Below are 26,120 nucleotides of genomic sequence, written 5' to 3' on the forward strand. Positions count from 1 at the left end.
ACGAAAAAACATTTTATCAGAATAAAAGTCGTAACTTGCGAAAATTTTCGAATAGAAACAGGCTATTCTGTTTCTTACCATACAATAGAATACTATCAAGTACATTCATTTAGTTTAATACAGTAGTGATACTGCATGCACATGAGAAAAAAAGAGAATGCATCGGGGTCTTTTAGATCCCAGAAGAATGACAATCGCCCTTCTAAATCGTTTTCCAACAGAAAGTCTACTTCCAACCGCAATTCAAATGAGGAAGGACAACAATCTTTTGGCAAAAGAACCGAGTTTTCAGACAAACGTAAATCAACAGGCGGTTCTTCCTTTAAAGACCGTCGTTCCTCAAGCAATTTTAGCAACGACAAGCCTTTCAAAAAATCTTTTCGTAAAAGTGAAGAAGGCGATGATAATCGCAAAAGCTCATTTCGTAGAGGAGAAGAGAAAAAAGAGTTTGGTAAAAAACCATCCAATTTTCGCAAACGTAACGAAGGAGAATCAGAAAGATCTTTCAACTCAGACAAGCCCTTTAACCGCGAGAAAAAATCATTCGACCGTTCAGACAAACCTTTCAACCGGGATAAGAAATCTTTTGATAGATCAGATAAATCATTTGACCGCTCTTTCAAATCAGATAAGCCCTTCAATCGGGAAAAAAGAGCATTTAACAAGTCAGATAAACCGTTCAGCGATGAGAAAAAGTCGTTTGATCGCCCATCTAACTCTGACAGACCTTTCAATCGTGAGAAAAAATCATTCGATCGTTCAGACAAACCTTTTAATCGGGAAAAAAGATCGTTTGACAAGTCAGATAAACCGTTTGACCGTGAGAGAAAATCATTTGACAGATCAGATAAGCCCTTCAAAAAAGTATATCGCTCAGATGAAAGATCTGATGACAGAAGAGATAGAAACACATTTGATAAAACAGATAAGAAACCATACGGATCTAAGAAAACAGGTGCTTTTGGCGGCTCAGACAGACGTAAATCCTTTAATAAGGATATTTCTTCCGAAGAGATAAAGTCTGAACGTCAAAAAAGAGATAATTTTTCTGATAAATCCGAACAAAAGCCATTCCGTAAGACCAATAAAACAGATAATCGGAATGAACGATTTACAGGACAGAAATATCGTGCACCTAAAGAAGATCAAGAGGATACAGGAGCCTATGCATTTGAAGGAAAAAAACAAACTCCTCCAGAATACGATTTAAAAGGATTCGATAAAAGAAATAAAGGACGCGGAAAAAGCAAGAGCAAGACCAAACAGGATTCAATACCTGATGATGCTGATATTCGGTTAAACCGCTATATTGCCAATGCAGGAATTTGTTCACGTCGTGAAGCGGATGTATTGATTGAATCCGGAGAAATTAAGGTTAACGGCAAGGTAGTAAATGAACTTGGCTATAAGGTAAAACCAGGTGATATTGTAAAATATGGCAATCGTACATTGAGCCGTGAAAAAATGGTATATGTACTCTTGAACAAACCTAAAGACTATATTACTACCACTGAAGATCCGGAAGAACGCAAAACGGTAATGGAACTGGTAAGTAATGCCTGCCAGGAACGTATTTATCCAGTAGGCCGACTTGATAGAAATACTACAGGTCTCCTGGTACTTACCAATGATGGAGAACTGGCTGAAAAACTATCTCATCCATCCAATGAGATTCAGAAACTATATGAGGTAGAAATTGACCGCCCTATTACACCTGAAGATTATCAGGCAATCATTGATGGTGTAGAGTTGGAAGATGGTGTAGCCAAAGTAGATGATCTGGCAATAGTCTCTCCTGACAGAAAATTTATAGGAATTGCGCTTCATCTGGGACGTAACCGAATTGTTCGCCGTATTTTTGAACATCTGGGTTATAAAGTTGTAAAACTGGATAGAACGACATATGCAGGGTTGACGAAAAAGGACCTTCCACGTGGTCACTGGCGCTATCTTTCTGAGAAAGAAGTAATTCGCTTAAAATATTTTGTTTAATTAAAGAAAAAGCCATCTGATTTACAGATGGCTTTTTCTTTGTGCAGCAATTTGAACAAGTTGTATGTTATTATCTTCTCCTTATTTCAACAGGGGCAATATTAATAATCTGTTGCTTTTTCGTTGCCAGAGAATCCATAACCATCTGCCGGCGTCGATAAGTAATCCGCCGATTGAGTGCATCATACAAGAGGATAGTTTTTTTATCTGTGCTATCTACAGCTAATACAGCTTGTAATGATTCCATCTTAATACGCTCCTGCCCGGTAAGATCATAGCAAACAGCCAGCAATTCCGGTACATCCGGATACTTGACAAATCGTGTAGTTAGCTTCTCAAAATAAGGAGTAGCAGTCCAGTAATTTTTCTTTTCAAAGAATATTCTGCCCAATTCATAATTCAGATTATGTTGTGAGGTATCTCGTTTCAAAGATCTTTGAAAACAATAGACAGCACTGTCTGTTTGCTTGGATAGCCTATAAATTGATCCAAGATTATTATTGATCAGTACATTATTTGAATCTATTTTCAATCCTGCATAGGCATATTGTTTGGCAGTTACGAAATCCTTCTGCTTTGCATAGATCTCAGTCAATCGATTATATGCCTGGATATAATCTTTGCGGGTCTGTAAAGTTGTATGAAATAGTGAAATAGCCTGTGCTGTATCTCCTAATCCTGCCAACGCATTAGCCTCCCAATAATATACCTGAGGATCAAAAGGTGTCATCTGTTTGGCTTCTTTTAATGCATTCATTGCATTTGTATACTTTCCTTTGATGGCATACAATTGACCGCGAAGTAAATAAGCAGCTGCTGACTGGGCACCAAGCTTTTCAGATTGTATTGCATCCGCATAAGCCTGGTCTATCTTGTTTTGCAACAGATAAATACGTCCGCGCAATACATAATAACGTCCATAGGCTTCATTGGTGCTTCGGTATTCAATAGCCTTGTTAATATCCTGCAGTGACTCACCATACCGATGTGCCTGTTCATATAAAGCCGCTCTCCTGAAATAATAACTGCCATTACGAGGCTCATCTTCTATCGCATCTGTCAAGGCAGCCAGACTGGTTTGTATAACAGCCTGTTCTCCATTAGGCAATGGAGGTATCTTCAGCTCTTTCTGCTCTGCCGGACGACAGGCACTCAGTAAGATAATATATCCAAGCCATCTTCCGATCTTCCCATATGTAGACATTTCTTTCATTTTCTGGATAATAGCACAACTAGTACTGATTAATATATTTTCTTTTACAAAGTTGAGAAAAAGAACGGGTGTAAGCAACCTTACATCAACAGGTTTCAGAAACAAAATGTTCGCAAAACAAACCAATCACTTCACAGCTGTTAAAAACAATTTGGCAAACCACACAATAACATAACACAAACCATTCATAAACAACAACTTAACGCACAAAAAACAAACAACAAATCAATATAGCCCAGCAGAGTAGCCATATTTTTGTTCGTCATTAAAAAGAATAAGAGGAAAAGTTTTATAGAGGTAAACGAAATTTTTATTTAATTTTGCAAATAGCAGGCAGGTTCAAGATTCTCTCGAATGGCATATTTCCTAGAAAAGAACCTGCTTATACTAATAATCAGCCTATTAATTTTAACTATACACTAAGCAACCTATATGGCAACCCAACCACAGGCGTATACGGAAGACAGTATTAAATCACTTGACTGGCGCGAACATATTCGTTTGCGTCCAGGGATGTATATTGGCAAATTAGGAGATGGAGCTTCGCCTGATGATGGCATTTATGTTCTGGTTAAAGAAGTAGTAGATAATTCCATTGATGAGCACACAATGGGTTTTGGAAAAACTATCGAAATCGATGTTACAGAGAAGCGGGTCACTGTGCGTGATTATGGCCGTGGGATACCTCTGGGTAAAGTAGTAGATGTGGTTTCCAAAATTAATACAGGTGGTAAATATGACTCATCTGTTTTTCAGAAATCAGTTGGTCTGAATGGTGTAGGTACAAAAGCAGTGAATGCCCTATCTACCTATTTTAAAGTACAGGCGTTCCGGGATGGAAAAACCCGCTCAGCAGAGTTTGAGCGAGGTATTCTGAAAGTAGATGCTCCGGAAAGTGATACCAAAGAAAAAAATGGAACACTGGTATATTTTGAACCAGACGATACCATTTTTAAACACTACCACTTTATTCCTCAGTTTCTGGAAGAACAGATCTGGAACTATGCCTACCTGAATGCAGGCTTAACTGTTATCTTTAATAATCAGAAATACCATTCCCCAAAAGGATTGTATGATCTTCTGTCCAGAAAAATAGATGAAGAAAGCAGACGCTATCCAATTATTCATCTAAAAGGGGAAGACATTGAACTTGCATTGACTCACGGAAGTTCGTATGGTGAAGAATATTATTCATTTGTTAATGGTCAATACACCACACAGGGAGGTACTCATCTTCAGGCATTCAGAGAGTCATTTGCAGTCACAATACGCGATTTCTTTCAATCCAATAAGAAGAATTTTGAATTATCAGATATACGGGCCTCTGTTGTAGCGGCTGTTTCTGTACGAGTACAAGAGCCAGTGTTTGAATCGCAGACAAAGACTAAGCTGGGTTCGTTGAATATTGCTCCAGATGGAATGACCATGAAGAAGTTCGTGGACGATTTCATTAAGAAGAATCTAAATGATTACCTCCATAGAAACAAAGAAACTACAGCTGCTCTGGAAAAACGTATTCAGCAATCCAAGAAGGAACGCGAGGAACTGGCAGGTATACGTAAAATAGCCAATGAACGAGCAAAAAAGGCCAATCTGCATAATCGTAAGCTTCGCGACTGTCGTGTCCATCTTTCTGATGAAAAGAATGATAAACGTTTTGATACTACATTATTCATCACAGAGGGAGACTCTGCCAGTGGATCTATCACTCAGGCACGCAATGTAGATTATCAGGCAGTATTCAGCTTGCGGGGAAAACCTCTTAACTGTTATGGTCTAACCAAACGTGTTGTATACGAAAACGAGGAGTTTAACCTTCTTCAACATGCACTAGATATCGAAGATAGTTTGGATTCATTGCGTTATAACCAGGTAGTTATAGCCACAGATGCAGACGTCGATGGAATGCATATTCGTTTGTTATTGTTAACTTTCTTTCTGCAATTCTTTCCGGATCTGGTTAAGAAAGGACATATTTACATTCTGGATACTCCCCTATTCCGGGTACGCAATAAAAAAGAGACCATTTATTGTTATTCAGAAGAAGAAAAACAGGCTGCCATTCGAAAACTGGGAAATAAACCTGAAATAACACGATTCAAAGGACTTGGAGAGATTTCGCCAAGTGAGTTTGCCAGATTTATCGGTGAAGATATTCGTCTCGACCCTGTTATTCTAGAGAAGGAAAGCTCAATACATAAACTATTGAGTTACTATATGGGTAAAAACACACCAGATCGTCAACGGTTTATTATTGATAATCTTCGCATTGAAAAAGATTTCACAGAAGACGCACCTGCAACAGAAGAAATAAAAGAAGAGGAAGATACACTGGTGTCGTAGTTTTTTTGATGTCTCAACAAACTTAGCATGTAGGAATTTAATCATCTTGCTCACTCAATATTTAAGTACCCTTGCAAACTGATTCTGTAGAAACCGAATTACTCAAACTACGTTATACAATTGATAGTCTGGATGAACAGATCCTTCATTTGCTTAACCAACGACTGGATGTTGTAAAAAAAGTAGGAGAATTAAAGCGTGCCAATAATTCCATTATTTATCGTCCGGAACGTGAAAAATCAATTGTAGATCGTCTGACCCAACTAAGTAGTGGTTTACTCACACGCCCTGCCATTGAAGCTATATTTCAGGAGATATTTGCCGTTGCGCGGAATATTGAACTTCCTGAACGGATAGCCTATCTGGGTCCGGAAGGAAGCTTTACTCATCAGGCAGCCGAGAGCCGGTTTGGAGCGATTAGTGAATACATGGCAATGGGAAGTATCCGCTCTGTATTTGACTCAGTTGAAACAGAGAGAGCAAGATTTGGTATCGTCCCAATTGAGAATAATCAGGAAGGTAGTGTAATTGAAACAATTGATTTACTATCAGAGAAGGACGTAAAAATTGTAGCTGAAATTCTTATGCCTGTTCATTTTACCTTTGCCAGCAAATGTGATAAGCTAACAGATATTCGTCGTATTTATTCAAAGGATATTGCGTTCCGTCAGTGTCAGAAATTCCTCACAGATTACTTTGAAGGAATATCTGTAGAATACATTCCAGTTGAAAGCACATCAAAAGCTGCACGAAAGATCAGTGAAGAGCCTAATTCCGCTGCTATTTGTTCACATATAGCAGCCAAGCTTTACAATATACCGATTTTATTCAATAACATTGAAGATAGTCAAAGCAATGCCACCCGCTTCTTTATCATTGGGAAGAACTTTGTCAATCAGCGAAGTGGCAACGACAAAACTACTTTTGTAGTAAATCTTCCGGATAGTGATAAGCCAGGTAGCTTATTTCATTTCCTGGAAGAATTTAATAAACGAAATATAAATATCACCAAAATTGATAGTCGCCCGGTTCGCAATAAAGGGAAGTTTCAGTCATGGTTTTATCTTGACTTTGATGGGCATATTGATGATCAGTCTGTTCATGATATTTATACCCTACACCGCCAGCATATAAAATGGGTAGGGAGTTATGTTAAACTGGGCTGATAGATAATACTTACATATCAACCAGTTACATCTTAAAGAGAAAAAAAGCGCTAATGGATACGAACGATAACCACAAAGATACCGACCCGAAAGACACGGAACAGCAAGGAACTGAACAACAGGAAGCTACTGACTCCCAGGAAGTAACGGAGCAGCAGGAAAGTACGGAACATACTGAATCTGATAAACCTAATGTAGAGGATCTGTTACATGATAGTGAAGCTATTGAAGGTATGTACCAGAACTGGTTTCTGGATTATGCCTCCTATGTAATTCTTGAACGGGCAGTACCTTCTATTGAAGATGGTCTAAAACCTGTACAACGTCGTATTCTTCACGCCATGAAAGAAATGGACGATGGAAGATACAATAAGGTAGCGAATGTTATTGGACAAACCATGCAGTATCACCCACATGGAGATGCATCAATCAGTGATGCTATCGTAAATATGGGTCAAAAAGATTTACTTATTGATACACAGGGTAACTGGGGTGATGTTCGCACAGGGGACAATGCAGCGGCCTCTCGTTATATTGAAGCTCGTCTGAGCAAATTTGGTCTGGATGTTTTATTTAATGCAGATCTTACAGAATGGCAGCTTTCGTATGATGGACGAAAAAGAGAGCCTGTTACATTACCAGTAAAGTTTCCATTGCTTCTGGCACAGGGTGTAGAAGGTATTGCAGTGGGTTTGGCTACCAAAATTCTTCCACACAATTTCTGTGAACTGATTGAAGCCTCGATAGAAATACTTCGTGGACATACTCCCACTCTATATCCTGATTTTATTACAGGTGGTATGATTGACGTGTCGAACTACAATGATGGCATGAGAGGTGGAAAGGTTCGGGTTCGTTGCCATATTGAAGAGAAAGACAAAAAGACATTGTTGATTAAGGATGTTCCGTTTGGTGTTACAACTGCACAGCTTTGTGACTCTATTGTAAAGGCTAACGATTCCGGAAAGATCAAGATCAAAAAAGTAACTGATAACACAGCAAAGGATGTAGAAATTGAGGTTCAGTTACAACCAGGTACATCACCTGATATTACCATTGATGCCTTGTATGCCTTTACAGATTGTGAGGTATCTATTTCGCCTAATACCTGTGTTATTTTTAATGAGAAACCTGTATTCCTAGGTACAGGCGAGTTGCTCAGAATTTCTACGGAAAATACCAGAGAGCTGCTTCGGCAAGAATTGGTAATACGTAAAAGTGAATTACAGGAAAAGATTTTATTCTCATCTCTGGAGAAGATCTTTATTGAAAACCGCATTTATCGTAAGATTGAAGAATGCGAAACCTTCGAGGCTGTCATAGCCACTGTAGATAAAGGATTAAAACCACATAAGAAGAATTTTTACAGGGCAATTACAGAAGAAGATATTCTGCGTTTGCTTGAAATCCGCATTAAACGAATCTCCAAATATGATGGATTTAAGGCAGATGAGTTAATGCGGAGACTGGAGGAAGAATTAGCAGAAGTAGAAGATCATCTTAACAATCTGACACGTTATGCTATCAGCTACTTTAAAGAGTTGTTGAAAAAATATGGGAAAGGAAAAGAACGTAAAACAGAAATCAAGAGTTTTGAAGCCATTAAGGCTACAGTAGTTGCAGCAGCAAACCAGAAACTCTATCTGAATGCAAAGGATGGTTTTATTGGATATGGCCTGAAGAAAGATGAAAATGCTATTGAAGTAAGTGAATGTTCAGACATTGATGAGATCATTGTGTTTCGTCGTGATGGCAAATGCCTGGTAACTAAGATCCAGGACAAAGCGTTTGTAGGAAAAGATATTCTTCATGCTGCCGTTTTCAAAAAAGGAGACGAACGAATGGTTTATAACCTGGCCTATACCAATAGCCAATCTGGTATTACCTACGTGAAGCGCTTTCAGGTAATAGCCGTTACCCGCGACCGGGAATATGACCTGACCAAAGGTGGAGGAAAGATTGTATATCTTACAGCTAACCCTAATGCAGAAGCAGAAATCGTCTCTGTTAAATTAACAGCCAATTCTTCTGCCCGACTTAAAGTTTTTGATTATAACTTTGCCGACCTGGAAATAAAAGGCCGTGATATTCAAGGCAATATACTCACAAAGTATCCTGTTAAAGAAGTTAAGCTAAAAATTGCAGGAACTTCTACACTGGGAGGACTGGATATCTGGTATGACAGTACTATTGGACGTCTCAACACAGACGGAAGAGGTAAACATCTGGGTTCATTTGAAGGAGAAGACCGTATTTTAGCTATCTATAATGATGGTACTTATGAACTAACTAATTATGAACTTGTCAATCGGTATGACAATCTTTCATTCATTGGTAAGTTTGATCCAGAACGTATCATAACGGCAGTTCACTCAGATGGGAAGGACTTTTACGTCAAACGTTTCAAAATCGAAACAAGTACCATTGACAAGAAATTCTCTTTCATTACAGATAATAAAGGAGCCAAACTTATGGTCGTCACACTTGATCGCCAGCCACAAGTAGAGGTAATTGTCAAGAAAGAGAAAAACAAAGAGGAAACGGTAACCTACGATCTGGATGTAATTGGTGAACTTAAAGGATGGAGAGCGATCGGAAATAAACTAACCGCTCAGAAAGTTGTATCTATTAAACTACTAGCCTCCAAATCTTCGTACGATGTGGAAAAGAAGAATGTCGGTCTGGAAATTACCAATCCCGATAAAATAGAGCCTAAATCAGATGACACAGATAAAAACGAAGATGGCCCAGGAAATGGTCAGCTAGGAATGTTTTAACAACTACTATTTCATACTAAAAGCCCTTTATCTATAAAGTAAGGGGCTTTTTTAGTTATGATTCTTTCTGTATCCACTCAGGTAACTTCCATACATGAATTTTGCCATCATAGGAAGCACTTATCAGTTCGCCTTCGTCATTCAAAACCAGAGACTGAACAAAATTTTGATGGGTAAAAGTCAAAACAGGTTTCCTCTCAGATAAATCCCAGATTAGTACTTTATTATCCTCTCCCCCACTAGCCAGATAGCGATTATTTATCCATACTATAGTGCGAATAATTCCCAGATGAGCATGGAATGTATGAATAAGATGCCAATCTAATGAGTTGTTAGTATTTTGGCTCCAGATATGGACTTCTCCTATGTAATTACCGCTGAGTAGTTGGCAGGTGGCTTTATTATATGCCAAACAATGCACAGGTGCATTATCCTGTAAAGTAACCAGACAAGTACCTGTCTGATAGTCCCATATTTTAATCGTTTTATCTTCTGAACAGGATGCCAATAATGAATTTTCCAGCCACAAAAGATTCCAGATCCAGTCTGTATGTCCTGTCAATGTTTTCAGAATCTGCCCTGAGATAGTACCTATTCGAATCAAATTATCCCCTCCACTACTGGCAACTATCTGATGGTCTATTATACAAAGAGAAAGCACCAGTGCATTGTGCCAATAATATATTGCGTCCTGTACAAACCTACCATCTTCATGCAACTTCCACACTCGAATACTTCTATCTCTTGAACCAGAGACAAAACATCTTTCATCTATCTGAGACAAACACAATACAGAATTTGCATGTCCGGCCAAACGTTGTGTGCAATGTCCATTTACATCCCAGACTTTAATAAAAGTATCTCTCCCTCCACTGATCAGAAGGCCATTCGTGAACCACAATAGTTTCCATATATATCCCAGATGTCCCTCACTATAAGGCAATTCTAGAGAGGTTAGCTCTACTGGAGAAATCCGTTCGTACAAAATGTCACTTCGGAGTACAAACTTCTCTCCTGCAGTCAAAGCTTCACCTTCATGCCAAAGATTATGATCAAATACAATCAGATCGCCTTGCTGAGGGATATAAGAAGCCCAAACTTCAGATGTATCCTTAGATGTATAAAAAAGAGTTCTTCCACCTTCAAACTCACTGGCATCATTGAGATAAACCATGAAGGTGAGTTTAGACTGAACATTTTCACTACGATAATGGACCCCATCCAAATGACGATTAAAGTACTGCCCCTGCTGATATCGGCAATAACGTAGTCTATGATTTAGCTCTTTTAGTTGCCAGCTACCAGCCTCAGCATTGTCTGATTCAACAAAAATAGTTTCTGGTAAATAAGGTTTTACTTTCTCAAACAATTGACTAGCTAGTACAGCATCGTCCATTACCAAGCGGTCATTGTTACGATAGGATGTTGGATAATGCGTATTGGCTTCCTGAAAAGAGTTCTTTATCTGGTCAGAAAGCAGGATCTGGCATTCCTCCCTTGAAAAAAGCTGCCTGATAACAAAACAGGTATAGGATTGTTCAGGCAGCAATTCCACCATTTCGTTTAATACAGACATAGAGTAGTCTTACTTAAACAACAAACAACACATAACTATTTACCAAGTGCAGCTCCAAGCCGTTCCAGAAGCCGTTCTTCCAGTTTGTTTGTACCATGAAAGGAGTCTGCAATGGAAGTTGAGGTATCTAAAATCCGCTGCTTTAGCTTACGGGTAAGAAAATCCGGACGCTCTTCTACAAAATGCTCAAACTTTTCGAGGGCTTTTTCTGCTGAAGGCTTTTGTTCTACCAGCCAGTCAAAAGCAATTTCAATCTGAAAAGCAGCATCTGAGCCAAATTCGTCTTCTGTTGTTTCCAAAGATACCCATTCTTTCCTCACAATTTCACGCACTCGGGCAATCTCTTCAGGAACAATCTTTTCATCGGCTTTAGCAATAGCATAATACAAATAGGCCAGGCGTTGGTAAAACGTTTTCCAGGTTTGCTTCGTTGCCATAATTTTTACTTACGTTAATAAAGTGAAAATTTATACTGATCATGCAATCACGAAAAAATAATACCTTCTTACAAAAAAACCTGACATTTTGTGTCAGGCCCTTCTATAGAATCAGCTTTATACACTAACTTTTAGCTACTTCAGTATCACGCAACATCCGACGAATGATCTTGCCTACATTGGATTTTGGCAATTCAGTCCGAAACTCTATATGTCTTGGACATTTATACGCAGTCAGGTTTTCCCGACAATAGGCCTGAAGTTCTTCCACTGTCAGACTTGGATCCTTTTTCACCACAAATATCTTCACAGACTCTGTTGTTTTTGCATCAGGCACCCCAATAGCTGCGACTTCCAGTACTTTAGGATAGGATGCCACAACATCCTCTATCTCATTAGGATAAACGTTAAAACCAGAAACCAGAATCATGTCTTTCTTCCGGTCCACAATTTTAAAATAGCCATCATCATCCATAATGCCAATGTCTCCTGTCTTAAACCAGCCATCTTCCATTACTTTTTCTGTTTCGTCTGGCCTGTTCCAGTATCCTGGCATTACCTGAGGTCCTTTTGCCCATATCTCTCCTCTTTCTCCAATCACAGCATCTGTCCCATCATCTTTAACAGTTTTCATCTCCGTACTTGGGAATGGCAATCCAATAGTTCCTGCTTTAATGGTTCCATTGACACAATTGGAACTTAATACAGGTGAAGTTTCAGATAAACCATATCCTTCTGCGATCACTGTCCCTGTTACAGCCTTCCATTTTTCCAGAACAGCATTTTGTAAAGCCATTCCTCCAGCAGAAGCAATTTTCAGGTGACTGAAATTAACTTTGCTGAAGTCTGCATGGTTTAGCATACCATTATACAAGGTGTTTACCCCTGTAATCATCGTAAATGGATATTTAGAAATCTCTTTCAGATACCCTTTCATATCCCTGGGATTGGTAATTAACAGATTCATCATACCTGTTTTAAGTCCCAGGTTGGCATTTACAGTAAGAGAATAAATATGATAAAGTGGCAGAGCTGTTACAATAATATTTCGAGCATTCAGGTCCATTCCAGAACCCATCCAATGATAGGTTTGCTCAAGGTTGGCTATCATATTGCGATGAGTCAACATAGCGCCTTTGGATATACCTGTTGTCCCACCAGTATATTGAATGTAAGCCAGGTCTGTATTCTTAATTTCTACACGTTTAAATGTGTTCTGACTCCCTTTTGCCAATGCATCAGAAAATGCAACTGCCTCTGGCAAATGATAGGCAGGAACCATCTTCTTTATGCTTTTTACAACAAAATTGACGATTTGCTTTTTGGGGAATCCAAGCATATCACCAATGTTGGTAATAATCACATGTTTAATGGCTGTGTTTTTTATGATTTTCTCCAGATTGTATACAAAGTTGGCCACAATCACAATAGCCTTTGCACCTGAATCTTTGAACTGATGTTCCATCTCTCTTGGTGTATACAAAGGATTGGTGTTCACAACAATCAATCCTGCCCGTAAAGCACCATACATGGCAATCGGATATTGTAATAAATTTGGCATTTGAATGGCCACTCTATCGCCTTTTTGCAAGCCTATGCTTTGCAGGTAGGCAGCAAACTGTTGTGTCAAGGTGTCCAGTTCATGAAATGTAATTTGCTTGCCCATACACGTAAAGGCAGGACGATCTGAATATTTCTGAAAGGCCTCATCCATTAATTCGGCCAACGAGGTATATGCGTCAGGATTTATCTGATGAGGTACGCCTATCGGATAGTTTTTCAACCAGGGATATTTTGCTATTTCAACATTTGCTTCCATAGAACCCTAAAAAGATTTTGTTGTATTTTATCTAGTGAATAAAACAAAGATAAAAGAAAATTGGATGATCCAAAAAGAAACTAGTACAAATTACATATTCCAGAATATGTATTCTCAAGATCTCCATTCCAAATAAATAAAAATCATTGATTCATAAGCTCTTGGCTTTATGTGTCTGAATTGGATCTATTCAGGTCATTCTTGTAGCCCTTTGTTTTTTCCAAGAGGCTAAGTACAGCTTCGTTTTTCCATTCCACTGTGCGTACAGCCAGTGGAACACTGATGTCATGTTCATCAAAAATCCTTTTAATTCCCTTAACAGCTTCACTCATTGCCATAGGCGGACCCACTTTACCTTGATCGATCCAGAACCAGATCAAAAAAGTAACACCATTATCCCCAAAATTCTGATAGTGAAACTCAACATTTTTTCCCTCCTGCAGAAACGGTAAAGCAGTCATAAACTGTAAGGCAAGATCCTGTACCTTTTGTAGGTCTTCTTTATAGGAGATCCAGCCATTCAATTGCAGTCTCCTCTCATTACTTTTACTGAAATTGACGATAGGCTTCTGAAGAATATCCTTGCTGGGAATTTCTATTTCCTGTCCGGCAAAATTGTCAATAATCGTTGAACGAAGATTAATTTCTTTGACTTTTCCGAAATAGCCATTGGTCTCTACAACATCTCCAACCCGAATAGGTTGACGTATGGTAATAAATGTTCCGGACAAAAAATTAGTAGTCAGATCCTGAAAGGCAAGACCTAATGCGAGGCCAATAATGCCTGCACCAGCCAAGAGAGAAGTGACAGCTTTGTCTAACCCAAGAATGCTCAAAGCGACAAACATACCTGTCAGAATAATGGCCATACGAAAGACCTGGCTTAACAAAGCGACTAAAGAAGAATTGTCTGTAGTTCGCCCAATCAATCGGGATGCTAGCTTTTCAAGATAGCGTGAAAGAAAAATGAACAAGAGTAAAACAATCAGTGCTACCACCAGATTAGGAGATAGTGCAACAATATGTTTTAACCAGATAGTTATTTTCTCTTGTATCAAACGAATTGCTTCCCGTATTTCCATAGTGATTCAATCAGATTAGGTCTCTATAATTGTACGATTCTATTTGATGAAGTACAAAATTTTTCATCCGAAAAATAGTTACAAACCATAGATTAAAAACAAAACCCTCTGTCAGATATCTTTGACAGAGGGTTGTATATAAATTAATAAAGAACAATATTAACGGATATACTGATTAATCAGATTTTCGTATAGTTCTTGTTTTCCACTACGCTGCTCAGGTTCACCATGCTTAAAAGCAATCTCACGCAATGCATCCAGTGTCAGTTTGCCTTCTTCGTATGCTTTGCCATCCCCACTATCAAAAGAAGCATAACGCTGTTGACGCCATTTCCGGTAAGAAGATTTTTCAAGTATATCGTGAGCAATCAACAATGCACGAGCAAAAATATCCATTCCACCAATATGCGCAATAAACAAATCTTCAAGGTCTGTTGAATTACGACGTGTTTTGGCATCAAAGTTTACACCACCTGTTGCAAAACCTCCTGCTTCCAGAATAACCAGCATGGTTTCAGCCAGTTCGTTCAGATCATATGGAAACTGATCTGTGTCCCATCCATTCTGATAATCACCACGGTTAGCATCAATACTGCCCAACATACCCGCATCCGCAGCTACTTGTAATTCATGTGTGAAAGTGTGTCCTGCTAATGTTGCGTGGTTTACTTCCAGGTTTAATTTGAAATCGTTTTCCAGTCCAAAATGACGTAAGAAACCTATTACAGTTGCTGCATCATAATCATACTGATGCTTGGTAGGCTCACAAGGCTTAGGCTCAATATAAAACGTTCCTGTAAATCCTGCTTTACGCGCATAATCACGAGATGTTTGCAGGAAGCGCCCCAAATGTTCTGTCTCACGTTTCATATTTGTATTTAACAGAGACATATAGCCTTCGCGACCACCCCAGAACACATAACCTTTGCCACCCAATGCAATTGTTGCATCAATTGCATTCTTTACCTGAGTAGCAGCATGTGCCAATACCTGAAAATCAGGATTGGTAGAAGCTCCGTTCATATATCTTGGGTGAGAGAACAAATTTGCTGTTCCCCACAACAATTCTACACCAGAAGCCTGTTGTTTTGCTTTCAGATAGTCTACTGTTGTCGCCAGGTCTTTTTCTAACTGAGCAAAAGTTACTTCGTCTACAACATCTACATCATGAAAACAATAGAAAGGAGCACCTAGTTTAGTGATAAACTCAAATGCTGCATCTGCTTTATCCTTTGCACGACCAACAGGATCACTTTTGACATTCCATGGAAAGTCTTTGGTACCAGGTCCAAAAGGATCTCCACCTGTACCGCAGAATGAATGCCAGTATGCTACTGCAAATCGCAGGTGGTCTTTCATCGTTTTGCCACCTACCACTTGATTTTCATTATAAAATTTAAATGCTAGTGGGTTGTCTGAGTCTCTTCCTTCGAACTTAATCTGGGAAATTCCCGGAAAGTATTCTTTGTCTCCGAGCGTAACTTTAATAGACATAATACTGTGATCGTTTGTAAAGTGAAAAATAAACTATCCTGAATCCAAAATCTGCGGCTAGTTTACAAGCTTTTCGGCAGTTATGCAAATTATTAAGTGTTAAATAAACAATTAATTTTTAAAGAATTGTGAAAGAGGTTGTTATACTTATTCGAGCCCATATAGCAAATACGGATATAAAACGTTTAGCAGTCTCTATTCTATCTATCAGGAATCTAACTTCTCTTATCAGGAAATATGGACTCTTCTTTCTCCAATAAATGCTTATTTGGAAAAAATCTAAATAAAGATTGCAAGATATAAATTTATAGAGCATTTTTGCGACATATTTAGAAACAGTCTAAGTAAGTTTATTCTTTTCAAACTAGCAGAAAGAATACAAGGCAATCAACCATCCTAACACGTTTCACTTAATGAAAAAAACACAACTATTATTTTTATTTCTGATCAGTACGTTAACAGCAATTGCCCAAACAGGGAATATCAAAGGGAAAGTACAAACTAGTGATGGCCAAGCTGCGCCTTTTGTAACTGTCAACTTAAAAGGTTTAACCAAAGGAGCGACTACTGATCTTTCAGGAAATTATGAACTAAAAAAAGTTGCCCCTGGAGATTATACTCTTATTGTATCTTTTGTAGGCCTGGAGTCCAAAGAGGTTTCCGTTAGTGTTCAGGCGAACGAAACTACCAATCTGCCTGCCATTGTTCTGAAAGAAGACAGCAGACAACTAGATGAAGTGGTAGTTATTGGATCAAAACAAACCTATAAAGTTGATCAACCCTCTCAATCATTACGTCTTCAGACTCCACTAATTGAAACACCTCAGAATATACAAGTAATTACAGAAAAAGTTCTGGCAGATCAACAGGTGATAAGCATGAGTGATGGAGTAATCCGGAACGTAAGTGGGGCTACTCGTCTGGAACACTGGGGAGACATGTATACACGTATCAATGTACGTGGTGGACGAGCGTCTGCATTCCGCAATGGGATGAATATAAATTCTAATTGGGGCCCTCTGACAGAAGATATGAGTTTTGTAGACCATGTTGAATTTGTGAAAGGTCCTGCAGGTTTTATGATGTCCAATGGTGATCCTAGTGGTATTTATAATGTAGTAACTAAAAAACCTACTGGACGTAATTTTAATGGTGCTGCGTCTTTTACACTTGGTAGCTTTGATCTGTATCGCGGTACACTGGATCTGGACAGCAAACTGGACAAGGAAGGAAAAGTTCTCTTTCGTCTGAATCTGATGGGACAAACCAGAAACTCTTTCCGTCTGTATGATTTTAATAACCGTTACAGTCTGGCGCCAGTTATCAGTTATAAGATTGACGAGAATACAACCCTGACGGCTGAATATATTCTGCAACATGTATCTATGTCAAATATTGGTTCTCCTTACATTTTTGCAAAGAATGGATATGGAGGAACACCTATTGAGCTAACCCTGAATGATCCGGGTATTGATCCTACTAAAATCAATGACCACAACCTTACTCTTAATTTACAACATAAGATAGATGACAACTGGAAACTGACTGCACAGGCTGCCTATTTCAATTATCAGCAGGTAGGAAGTTCTTTATGGGCAGATGCTGCTACTGAAGACGGAGGTGTTATCCGTAGAGTAACGATTGCAGATGCTTCCAATATAGGGAAGTTCGGTCAGGTATTTATCAATGGGGATGTAACCACTGGATTTATTCGTCATCGTGTATTGGGTGGTCTGGATTTAGGAACAAAGGCATATCTGGGAGACTGGTATCAGTCTCACGCACTGGATACAGTTGGGGCTTATTTCAATATACACAAGCCATCCTATGGAAGTCCTGTCAATGGCTATCCTACTTTTGATCGCAGCAAAGGTATTGCGGAAAGAGCTGGCTTAGGAGCTTCCATCTCACAAAGATACACAGGTCTTTATCTTCAGGATGAATTAGGCTTTTTAGATAATAAAATCCGCCTGACACTAGCAGGACGTTATACATATGTAAAAGAAGTATCTTATGGAACACCTACCCAGGATGAAAAATTCACTCCCCGTATAGGTCTTAGTGGTTCTATTAATTCCGAAACTTCTGTTTATGCTTTATATGATCAGGCTTTTGTTCCACAAAGTGGTTCTATAAGAGGAGGAAAACAACCTAAACCAATTGCTGGAAATAACATTGAGTTTGGAGTGAAAAGAGACTGGCTCAATGGAAAATGGAACACAACATTAGCTTTATACAATATTATCAAAAATAACGAATTGACTCCTGACCCTACAAATACAGGTTCAGAACAATTCTCTGTACAATTAGGACAAACTCAAAGTAAGGGTATTGAATTTGACGTAAGAGGAGAACTCCTTCCTGGCTTAAACCTTACAGCAAACTATGCTTATACTGACTCTAAAATTACCAGAAGCAATAGTACAACAAATGGTGCCAGAGAGGGGGACGTTGTGCCTGGTTATGCAAAACACAATGCCAATGCATGGTTGGGATATAAACTTCAGAATGGTGCATTGAAAGGTCTTGGTTTATCAGCAGGCTTCTCCTATCAGGTAGATCGCACTACTTGGTCATGGGGAAGTCCAGGAGAAAAATCATTACCTGATTATTTCCGCCTGGATGGTGGTATATTCTGGGAAAAAGATAAAATCAGAATTACTGCCAATGCATTTAATATCTTAAATACATACCTTTACAGCGGTTCTTATTATGCCTATTACGATTATTACTACTGGCAAACTGAAGCCCCTCGCAATTTAAGACTTAGCCTTAATTACACATTTTAAACATTGATTACATGACCCTAAAAAAGATAATTGGTCAAGTACACCTTTGGCTCGGACTTTCGTCCGGGCTAATTGTTTTATTTCTGGGTATTACCGGTTGTATCCTGGCATTTCAACGAGAAATAGAAAATGCAACGCGACCGTATCTTTTTTCAAAGGTCCAGAATAAGCCCCTGCTTCCACCATCAGAATTGCGAAAAATTGCAGATGCTCAGTTGCCAGGAAAGAAAGCCCATGGCATCCAGTACGAACCAGGAAAATCTGCACATGTATCCTATTACAATGCAGATCCGGAGTATTACTACATTGTATTTATTGATCCCTACACAGGGAAAGTCCTAAAAACTAAAAATATGAATGAGGACTTTTTCCGGATAGTGATTATGGGTCACTTTTATTTGTGGTTACCGCCAAACATCGGACAACCCATTGTAGCCTCAGCAACGCTCATTTTTGTAGTATTGCTCATTACAGGTATAGTATTGTGGTGGCCAAAAAATAAAGCTGCAGCTAAACAACGTTTCTGGTTCAACTGGAAAGAAAATCTCAAATGGAAACGCAAAAACTATGATCTACACAATGTATTAGGGTTTTATGTGAGTTGGGTAATAATTTTTATTGCACTTACAGGACTGGTATGGGGCTTTCAATGGTTTGCCAAATCTCTTTACTGGACTACTTCCGGAGGAAAAGAAATGGTTCAGTTTTATGAAACTCTTTCAGATACTACTCAGATAGCCAATGCTCCTGCTACTCCAGCTATGGATCAGTTGTGGAGAAAGGTCAAACAAGATAATCCATCCTATACAGGCAGTATTGAGGTACATGTTCCAACAGAACGAAACTCTTCTATTGAAGTAGCGATGAATCCGGACCCTACCACATTCTGGCAGGCTGATTATCGTTACTATGATCAATATACGCTAAAGGAAATTCCTGTTACTCACGTATACGGACGATTACAAAATGCATCTGTTGCAGACAAAATCATGCGTATGAACTACGATATCCATGTGGGCGCAGTACTGGGATTACCTGGAAAAATAATAGCGTTTGTTGCCAGTTTGATCTGTGCCAGTTTACCTGTAACAGGCTTTTACATCTGGTATGGCCGCAGAAAGAAGAATGCCAAGGGGAATAAAAATTCAGAGAATAAACCTACTAGAAAGAATACACAGCCTAGACCATCCTTTGCAAAAGTCAACCACTAATAAAGAAAAGCGGCAACCAAAAATTGCCGCTTTTTACTTTTACAGAAAGAAATATTTTCAGATCTCAATTACAACCTTTCCATTATTTTGTCGATTTTCAAAGGCTATATAGGCATCTTCTATTGTTTGCATAGTATAATAAACAGGATCTACAGAGGGTATTAATAAACCAGTATCCGCCAATTGTGAAGCTTCTCTCAAAATCTCTCCATGATGTTTTCTGCCTATTCCTGTAATAAGAGGTAATAAAGTAAAAACTCCCGAATAGGTGGCTCCCCGAAAGGATAATGGAGCTAAAGTATGAGTTCCCCATCCTAGAATACTCACTACATGTCCGGTATATGTTTTAACAGCCTGAAATGAGGCATCCAGCGTAGTACCTCCTACTGTATCAAATATAATATCAAAGCCTTCTCCTTGTGTGTACTCCTGTAAATACTCATCTACAGGATAGTGAGTATAATCAATAAAGGTTGCACCCAAACTTTCCAGAAATGGCTTCTTTGCAGGCTTATCTGTAGCAAAAACATTAGCATCTTTGGCTTTAGCCAACTGCACTGCAATGGAACCCACTCCTCCAGAACCACCCTGAATTAATACATTTTTTCCATTTCCAACATTGGCTCTATCTACTAATCCCTCCCATGCAGTAATAAAAGCTAAAGGAAGAGCTGCTGCTTCTCTCATAGTTAAACGTTTAGGCTTATGAGCTAATAAGTCTGCATCTACCGCAGCATATTCAGCCAGTGATCCCTGAAGACCGGCAATTCCACCTGTCATCCCAAATACCTCATCTCCAAGTTTAAAAAGTGTTACCCCGTCTCCTACGGATTCTACAATACCTGCCATATCTATCCCTAAAATAGCCGGCAACTGAGTCTTTGCATGTGCAGCCTGTCCTGCCTTGATTTTCAGATCCAGAGGATTTACTCCACTTACTTTTATACGAACAAGTACTTGCCCTGCTGCAGGAACGGGGCGAACCAGCTGTTTTAAGGTGTAATTAGTGCTATACTCTTCCAGCACTAATGCTTGCATAGTTATTTGATTTTTAATTAACATAAAAGTATCCATATGTTTCTACTACAAAATTGTACAACTACTAGCTGTAAATCGTTGTACTTTTGTGTCATAAAGGTGTAATTTTATGTCATGAAGAAAGATACACTACATGAACCGTTTGAATTGGTTCTGAAAGATTTTATGAATGTGTGCTCAAAAGGGGAACATAGCCATAGTTTTTTTGAACTGGTCTATATACGGGAAGGTACTGGTCAGCAACGTATTAATGCGACCCATTTTCAGTATCAATCAGGCCACTTGTTTCTCCTTGCTCCGGAAGATGCTCATTGTTTTGATATTGAAACTCCAACGCAATTTTTCTTTATTCGCTTTAATACTATTTACCTACAAGCAGAAGCCAAACAGCAGGATCTACTTCAACGAATGGAATTGATCCTGCGTAATGCAAGTCATCAGCCAGGATGTGTTTTAAAGAATTCATCGGATAAGGCAGTTATCAGACCTCTTATGGAGGCATTAATACGGGAGCACCAGCAAAAAGATTTGTATCACAAAGAATTAATAGCACAATATGTCAATACTCTGCTAGTGATCGTGGCACGCAATCTGATGACAACTCTGCCTGAAAAAATAGATGAACAAAGCGAAAATAAGGTCATTACTATATTGCAGTATGTACAATCAAATATATATCATCCTGAAAGACTAAAAGGAGAATATATCAGCAAAGAGTTTGGAATTTCAGAAAGTTACTTAGGACGCTATTTCAGAAAGCACACTAATGAAACATTACAACAGTATATTCTAAATTACAAATTAAAGCTAATTGAAAATCGCTTGCTACATACTAACATGCGAATCACAGAAATTGCCTATGAGTTCGGATTCACGGATAAAAGCCATCTAAACAGATTTTTCAAAAAAAGTCGGGGAATAAATCCCAGTGATTACAGAAAAAATAGTAGGATATAATTGCTATTCTGCTAGTTGGCAGAAAGTAACTCTGTGAGAGTAGTTAGAACGTAATATTAGATAGTTACCCAACTTTAAAATATCCTATATCTCAGATTAGTAAAGAAAAATGTAATACATCTTACATATCTGTACCCACTCAAAAGAAACCTTCTTTTAATTATAAGCCACTTGCTATAATTCCCCAATCTGTAATCAGTAACTCTTTAAAGGGTTTGCCTTCTGGTAAGCTTTTGCTACTCTTTTCCCATTTCTCACCGTTGTCATCGTCAATTTTTACATTGAGGGGGAACCATTGCAGGAAGATTGCCAGTTGGCAAGTTGATTTGCACTTACAAACAAGTCATGTCTTTCTGTCCCTGCGAGAAAAATCCCATCTGAACAGGTCAGATCATTTATTACTGCTTGAGGTGGTAACCCATTATCACTTCTCACCCAGTTAGTAACTCTGTCTCTGGACGGATAGATTTTTCCAGCTGATGGTGTTAGCATCTGTTCCAAAACAAGATGAGGAAAAAAAGTAAGCAAAGGCCATACGAAATAGATCTTATACCAATATCTCATGGCTTTATATAGTTAATTGGTGTGTTCCAACTATCCACCTACCGGCTTGCGCGTCACAACAACAATACGGTCTTTTACCTCCTGTCGTTCGTCGCGCAATTGACGGAGGCGGGCATTAACAGCTCCTGTTTTCCAATCCGGCTCCTGAATGATTCCGTCTGTTACATTTTCTATATACAATTCATCTTCTACAATCTGCCGTTCAATTCGGATAAGAAGCTTGCGTAGCTGGTCTAATGACATTCGATCTAAATTCATATCTACTCTGGTAGTTTTTATGCAAAGTTAAGAACTGATATAGTAATTTGTATGTATTTCCTACATGAAATAATTATACCTGTTTTTGGATTTTTCGCTGGCTGGTCTGTGTGTAATTTTAATTTTGAAAGCACACGTCTGTCAGGCAATGAAACTCTTAGGTTATCTCCCATTCTTCTTCTTTATTACTGCACTTACTGTTATTCAGGCACAACAGGCGCCACTTGACACCATTACAGGGCCTGTAAATGAAAGAGCAGAGATCAAAGATGCACCTCGTGTATATATTGACTGTAAAAGTTGTGACATGTCTTTTATTCGTCAGGAAATTTCCTTTGTAAGCCATGTTAGAGATAGACAATTAGCTGAGGTACAAGTATTTATCACAGATCAGGTAAATGGTAGCGGAGGACATACCTATGTACTGGCTTTTACAGGTAAAGGGGTATATGAGGGAATCAATAATAAACTAACCTTTCATACTATTCAATCTCAGACAGGTAATGAGATACGAACAGGACTGAAACGTATTATCCAGTTGGGACTGGCCTCTTATGCAGCTCATACAGCCCTGGCAGACCAGATTAACTTGTCTTTCAAACCAGATACTACCATGCAGCGCAGAACTCCTGTAGACAGATGGAAAAACTGGGTAATGGAAGTGTATGGAGGAGGCAGTTTTAACAAAGAATCGCAGCAAAGTTCGCTGAATGTATACTATGGCTTACGTGCAGATAGAGTTACTGAAGAATGGAGAATTCGAAATAGCTTAAGCTTTAGTATTAATAATCGCCGTTTCTTAAGCGATAGTACATGGATTCATAGTGAGATGCATCGCAATACATATAGTGGATCTATTGTCAAAAGCATAAATGACCACTGGTCCGGGGGTGTATTCGTAGGGGTGACATCTTCTACCTATGACAACATCGCACTTAATTGTGGTATTGCTCCGGCAATCGAATATAGCTTTCTTCCATATAGGGAGGCTATGCGCAAAGAGATCACGCTGGTTTATCGCATAGGATATTCTCATAGAAATTACTTTGAAACTACACTCTATGAGAAAAACAAGGAGACAGTATATTCTCAGGTTTTGGAAGCAGCAGTACGATTGATGCAACCCTGGGGGTCTGTATCTGTGCAAGTCATGGGCACCAGCTTCTTGCATGATTTCAAGAAAAACCGATTAACATTTGATGGCGGAATCTCTATGCGTGTAGTTAAAGGGCTCTCAGTAAGCTTCAATGGTCGCCTTAATATTGTCCATGACCAGATTAACCTTCCCAAGGGAGATGCATCCCTGGAAGATATTCTGCTACAACAACGAACATTAGCAACTTCTTTTCAATTGTATAACTCCATTGGTGTAAGCTACACGTTTGGATCTATTTACAACAATGTAGTTAACTTACGTCTATAAAAGAAATAAACTCCTGATTATCAACTAAGAAATGAATTAAAATGATAGTTTTTTTCGTTATAGAATTATAACTTAATGAACTATGCACTTTATTATTTCTCTTGCTTCAGCTTTATTGCTTTGTATACAACTAGTTGCCCAGTCACCCAATTACAAAAGTCAATTACAAACAGTTGCTAAACAGGAAGGCGAGATATTTATTGCACTGGAGTATATGCATCCTGAGCGAAATAAGCCTTGCAGAATGGAAGATCTGTTTACCAATACTATAGCATTTAACAGAGATACGCTGGTAGTAGAATTTGATAATTACACCGAATCATTTTGTGAAGCAACAAATCTGGAAACCCAACTGACCTATCACATAAAACTTCGGGACATTGACCCATCCAAAATTATTCTCATGCAGCGAAAGTACAATCTGAAGAACAATAAGCTGCTGGAAGGCCCTCTGTCCTGGTATGAGTTGCAAATCAATACCAAAGGCGAACTGCCTCTGGTAAAGGAACAAAGCCATAAGGAAAGTCAGTTACGCAGGATCAATCAGTTTCGGATTATCTTCAAGACTCAGGAAGGAGCAAAAAAAGCATTGGTAGCTCTAAGAGAATTAACCAAAACGAGTAGCTAATTAAATTCGGATCTGTTTTCTCCTACTCTTTTTTAATTCCTTTAGCAATTCAGAAAGATTCTGTTGTTTAGCTGGCACTTTCGCAATTACTTCATTCTTTTTGTATTCATAATGATAACCAGAAACAGGTTTCTCATCAAAGTAGATATCATACTTTTGAGCCATTCGCCGAATTATAGGAGTTGCTTTTTTGGAATCAAGAACATACAACGCTTTCAATCGCCTCCTATCCTCTGAATCAAAATTTATGGGAGGCTGCGTTAGAAAAGCCTCCAGCTCTGAATAATAATCTATATCTTTTAAGGTACATAAAACAAAGGCGGCCTCTGTCTTATATAGTGAGTCTTCTTCAAAGAATTTCCGCAAACAAGGAATGGCTTTTTTATCTTGTGTCTTTTCCAACAATCGAATAATCATCTGCCTATAATCTTTATCTAACTCTTGCTTAGAATGTTTAAGGTTACATAATGCAGGAATCAGGAGATTATTGTCAACCAGAACGTTTTCCAATACCATCAATAAATTATCAAGGTATTCAGAGGTATCAGCTTTTTGGAGTTGTTCAAACAGAAAGGGAAAAGCAATTTTTTCCATTCCAATCATTCCGTTTCTGGCAATCATAGCAGAATAATACCAGTAGGAATAAGGAACAGGTGTTGTCTTTTGTAATAGAAATTTTGATAGTTGCCTGGCTTTTTCAATAGTATCTGAAATTTGTATTGTCTGTTTCCAAATACCAACTTCCTCAATACATTTACTTATTTCATAACGCAAATCTTCCAAGCCATTAAATCGATGTCCCTTTACAATCCAGAATCCTTCTTCTCTCATCATATCAAATAGTCCGAATCCGCCTGGATTTGTAACCTGATAGTATCGGTAACAGGTTGTGTTTTGAAACCAAATTACCCCACTACTTCCAATAATACTATCAGTCATAATCGTTTTTATCTTGTATGCAGTATCATAGTCACGAAGAAACAATGTGGAGCAATAATAAGGGTCTAATGAATTCCATCCATTCTCAGGTTTGCTTGTTTTTTGTTGACCATATTGTGAGGCCACATTATTCCAGTAATCTTCTGGGTGATTAAATGAAACAAAAAGGATAAGATGATTTACAGCAGGAAAACTAAAATGAATGTCCATATTTCTCACTTCCAGTGTATCTGTTAACATGAAATGTGCTTTATAGATTCTTTCAATAACTACCTTATCATCTCCCAAATAACGACCTTCTATCACTGCATCTGCCTTAAAACACATGTCAATAATAGATATAGATGGATGCAAATCTGCTTTTGCATCCTCTACTGATAGTATTAGCAACCATACAAGCAATATGCATCTCAT

At 38.5% G+C, this 26,120-nt stretch carries 19 protein-coding genes; 9 read left to right on the plus strand and 10 right to left on the minus strand.

All coding sequences use genetic code 11. The annotated features are described in order from the left end of the window. The first annotated feature begins 141 nt into the window (after positions 1–141). A complete protein-coding gene (locus QNI22_RS04740; RefSeq protein ID WP_314509478.1) occupies positions 142–1,992 on the plus strand; it encodes a pseudouridine synthase in 1,851 nt (616 codons plus the stop codon). Positions 1,993–2,062: 70 nt separating this feature from the next. On the opposite strand, the gene QNI22_RS04745 is transcribed toward QNI22_RS04740, so the two are convergent. After that, positions 2,063–3,205 (minus strand): tetratricopeptide repeat protein, encoded by a 1,143-nt coding sequence (locus QNI22_RS04745; protein ID WP_314509479.1) that lies wholly within the window; start codon positions 3,203–3,205, stop codon positions 2,063–2,065. 432 nt (positions 3,206–3,637) lie between these two features. On the opposite strand from QNI22_RS04745, the gene QNI22_RS04750 reads away from it, so the two are divergent. From QNI22_RS04750 to QNI22_RS04760, 3 genes are all read left to right on the plus strand, one after another. Continuing rightward, a complete protein-coding gene (locus QNI22_RS04750; RefSeq protein ID WP_314509480.1) occupies positions 3,638–5,548 on the plus strand; it encodes a DNA topoisomerase IV subunit B in 1,911 nt (636 codons plus the stop codon). A 71-nt stretch (positions 5,549–5,619) separates the two neighbouring features. After that, positions 5,620–6,714, plus strand: a complete 1,095-nt coding sequence (gene pheA, locus QNI22_RS04755) for a prephenate dehydratase (RefSeq protein ID WP_313984759.1) — start codon at positions 5,620–5,622, stop codon at positions 6,712–6,714. A 53-nt stretch (positions 6,715–6,767) separates the two neighbouring features. Next, positions 6,768–9,491: a DNA gyrase/topoisomerase IV subunit A gene (locus QNI22_RS04760; RefSeq protein WP_314509481.1), complete on the plus strand. Its 2,724-nt coding sequence runs from the start codon at positions 6,768–6,770 to the stop codon at positions 9,489–9,491. Between the two features lie 55 nt (positions 9,492–9,546). Here the strand turns inward: QNI22_RS04760 and QNI22_RS04765 are convergent, their stop codons facing one another. From QNI22_RS04765 to xylA, 5 genes are all read right to left on the minus strand, one after another. Further along, positions 9,547–11,067 carry a 2OG-Fe(II) oxygenase gene (locus QNI22_RS04765; RefSeq protein WP_314509482.1) on the minus strand — a complete coding sequence of 507 codons (1,521 nt, stop codon included), beginning with the start codon at positions 11,065–11,067 and terminating at the stop codon, positions 9,547–9,549. Between the two features lie 35 nt (positions 11,068–11,102). Next, the gene (locus QNI22_RS04770; RefSeq protein WP_314509483.1) at positions 11,103–11,504 is read right to left on the minus strand and encodes a tellurite resistance TerB family protein; all 402 of its coding nucleotides are present in this window, start codon (positions 11,502–11,504) and stop codon (positions 11,103–11,105) included. A 124-nt stretch (positions 11,505–11,628) separates the two neighbouring features. Beyond that, positions 11,629–13,323 (minus strand): AMP-binding protein, encoded by a 1,695-nt coding sequence (locus QNI22_RS04775; RefSeq protein ID WP_314509484.1) that lies wholly within the window; start codon positions 13,321–13,323, stop codon positions 11,629–11,631. 167 nt (positions 13,324–13,490) lie between these two features. Then, entirely contained in the window at positions 13,491–14,405 is a 915-nt protein-coding gene (locus QNI22_RS04780; RefSeq protein ID WP_314509485.1) for a mechanosensitive ion channel family protein, read from the minus strand. Between the two features lie 159 nt (positions 14,406–14,564). After that, positions 14,565–15,899: a xylose isomerase gene (xylA, locus tag QNI22_RS04785; protein ID WP_314509486.1), complete on the minus strand. Its 1,335-nt coding sequence runs from the start codon at positions 15,897–15,899 to the stop codon at positions 14,565–14,567. A gap of 413 nt (positions 15,900–16,312) precedes the next feature. Between xylA and QNI22_RS04790 the strand changes: the two genes are divergently transcribed. Then, entirely contained in the window at positions 16,313–18,688 is a 2,376-nt protein-coding gene (locus QNI22_RS04790; protein WP_314509487.1) for a TonB-dependent siderophore receptor, read from the plus strand. An 11-nt stretch (positions 18,689–18,699) separates the two neighbouring features. Beyond that, positions 18,700–19,899 (plus strand): PepSY-associated TM helix domain-containing protein, encoded by a 1,200-nt coding sequence (locus QNI22_RS04795; RefSeq protein ID WP_314509488.1) that lies wholly within the window; start codon positions 18,700–18,702, stop codon positions 19,897–19,899. Between the two features lie 57 nt (positions 19,900–19,956). Here QNI22_RS04795 and QNI22_RS04800 read toward each other — a convergent pair whose 3' ends face one another. After that, complete coding sequence (locus QNI22_RS04800; protein ID WP_314509489.1) at positions 19,957–20,937, minus strand: zinc-dependent alcohol dehydrogenase family protein; 981 nt, start codon at positions 20,935–20,937, stop codon at positions 19,957–19,959. A gap of 114 nt (positions 20,938–21,051) precedes the next feature. On the opposite strand from QNI22_RS04800, the gene QNI22_RS04805 reads away from it, so the two are divergent. Then, positions 21,052–21,894, plus strand: a complete 843-nt coding sequence (locus QNI22_RS04805) for an AraC family transcriptional regulator (protein ID WP_314509490.1) — start codon at positions 21,052–21,054, stop codon at positions 21,892–21,894. 276 nt (positions 21,895–22,170) lie between these two features. Here QNI22_RS04805 and QNI22_RS04810 read toward each other — a convergent pair whose 3' ends face one another. Both QNI22_RS04810 and QNI22_RS04815 read right to left on the minus strand, forming a co-directional pair. Beyond that, positions 22,171–22,458 carry a hypothetical protein gene (locus tag QNI22_RS04810; protein ID WP_314509491.1) on the minus strand — a complete coding sequence of 96 codons (288 nt, stop codon included), beginning with the start codon at positions 22,456–22,458 and terminating at the stop codon, positions 22,171–22,173. Between the two features lie 30 nt (positions 22,459–22,488). After that, positions 22,489–22,716: a hypothetical protein gene (locus QNI22_RS04815; protein ID WP_313984778.1), complete on the minus strand. Its 228-nt coding sequence runs from the start codon at positions 22,714–22,716 to the stop codon at positions 22,489–22,491. A gap of 148 nt (positions 22,717–22,864) precedes the next feature. Between QNI22_RS04815 and QNI22_RS04820 the strand changes: the two genes are divergently transcribed. Together QNI22_RS04820 and QNI22_RS04825 are read left to right on the plus strand one after the other, a co-directional pair. Next, positions 22,865–24,139 (plus strand): hypothetical protein, encoded by a 1,275-nt coding sequence (locus QNI22_RS04820; protein WP_314509492.1) that lies wholly within the window; start codon positions 22,865–22,867, stop codon positions 24,137–24,139. Positions 24,140–24,221: 82 nt separating this feature from the next. After that, on the plus strand, positions 24,222–24,767 hold the full coding sequence (locus QNI22_RS04825) for a hypothetical protein (protein ID WP_314509493.1): 546 nt from the start codon (positions 24,222–24,224) through the stop codon (positions 24,765–24,767). On the opposite strand, the gene QNI22_RS04830 is transcribed toward QNI22_RS04825, so the two are convergent. Beyond that, positions 24,768–26,120, minus strand: a complete 1,353-nt coding sequence (locus QNI22_RS04830) for a HEAT repeat domain-containing protein (RefSeq protein ID WP_314509494.1) — start codon at positions 26,118–26,120, stop codon at positions 24,768–24,770.

This window comes from Xanthocytophaga agilis (assembly GCF_030068605.1).
In the GTDB taxonomy this organism is placed as follows: Bacteria; Bacteroidota; Bacteroidia; order Cytophagales; family 172606-1; genus Xanthocytophaga; species Xanthocytophaga agilis.